1 protein-coding gene and 1 pseudogene are annotated in these 1,054 nt (G+C 75.0%); both read left to right on the forward strand.

What is annotated here, in order from left to right; all coding sequences use genetic code 11:
* On the forward strand, nt 1-701 hold a 701-nt coding region (locus CNO22_RS27120; RefSeq protein ID WP_100502312.1), incomplete at its 5' end, for a thioesterase family protein.
* 45 nt (nt 702-746) lie between these two features.
* Nucleotides 747-1,054, forward strand: a pseudogene (locus tag CNO22_RS27125) (mechanosensitive ion channel family protein); the annotation flags it as partial.

A 1,054-nucleotide genomic window follows, 5' to 3' on the forward strand; every position in this document is an offset into this window, starting at 1 on the left:
GGCCGGTCGCCGCCCTGCTCGCCCGTGAGGCCGAGCGGGTCACCGAGATCCCCGACGGGCAGACCGTGCGGCTGGCCTTCGACATCCTCGCGCCGGTGCCGGTGGGTCCGGTGCAGGTCAGCGCCCGGCTGCTGCGGCCCGGACGGCGGATCGAGCTGGTGGAGGCGGTGCTCACTGCGGGCTCCTCCCCCGCGGACCGGGACCGCCCGCTCATGCGGCTGACCGCCTGGCGGATGCGCACCGCGGCGGTCGAGGGGACGCCGCAGGACGGCGTCCCGCTGCCCGGGCCGGAGGAGAGCCGCCCGGAGACGGCGGCCTTCTTCACCACCGACGTGGCCTACCACCGGGCACTGGACTGGCACTTCGCGCACGGCTCGTTCAACGCCCCCGGGCCGGCGGCCGCGTGGACGCGGCCGCTGTGCACCCTGGTCGAGGACGAGCCGATGAGCCCGCTGCAGCACCTGCTGGTGATGACCGACGCGGCCAGTGGCATCTCCGCCGTCCTGGACTGGCAGCGGGCCACCTTCGCCAACGTCGACCTGACCATCGCCCTGGTCCGCCCGCCGGCCGGGGAGTGGCTGGGCGTGGACGCCGTCACCACGATCGGTCCGGCCGGCGCCGGGCAGTGCTTCGCCGACCTCTACGACGCCACCGGCCGGATCGGCCGCTCGGCGCAGGCCCTGTTCGTCGCGCCGCGCTGACCCGGGGTTGGCGCGGTCGAGGTCCGTTGGAGAGGCTGGGGCGCGATGGCACCACTGGACCCCCTGCTGACCTGGCTCGCCGGGCGCGGGCTGGAGATCGCCCTCATCGTCCTGGGGTCGGTCCTGCTGGCCCGCTTCGTCGCCTGGGTCGGCGAGAAGATCACCGACCGCATCGACGCCCGCTCGACCGGCGGCGACGCCCTGGTCCGCTCCGAGGCCGCCAAGCACCGGCACTCGCTGACCCAGGTGATCACCTGGACGCTGGTGGTGCTCATCTACGCGATCGCGGTCTTCGCCGTCCTGGACCGGGCCGGCATCCCGATCGGCGGCCTGGTGGCCCCGGCGACCGTGCT

The organism is Geodermatophilus chilensis, from assembly GCF_002802985.1.
GTDB classification, from domain to species: domain Bacteria; phylum Actinomycetota; class Actinomycetes; order Mycobacteriales; family Geodermatophilaceae; genus Geodermatophilus; species Geodermatophilus chilensis.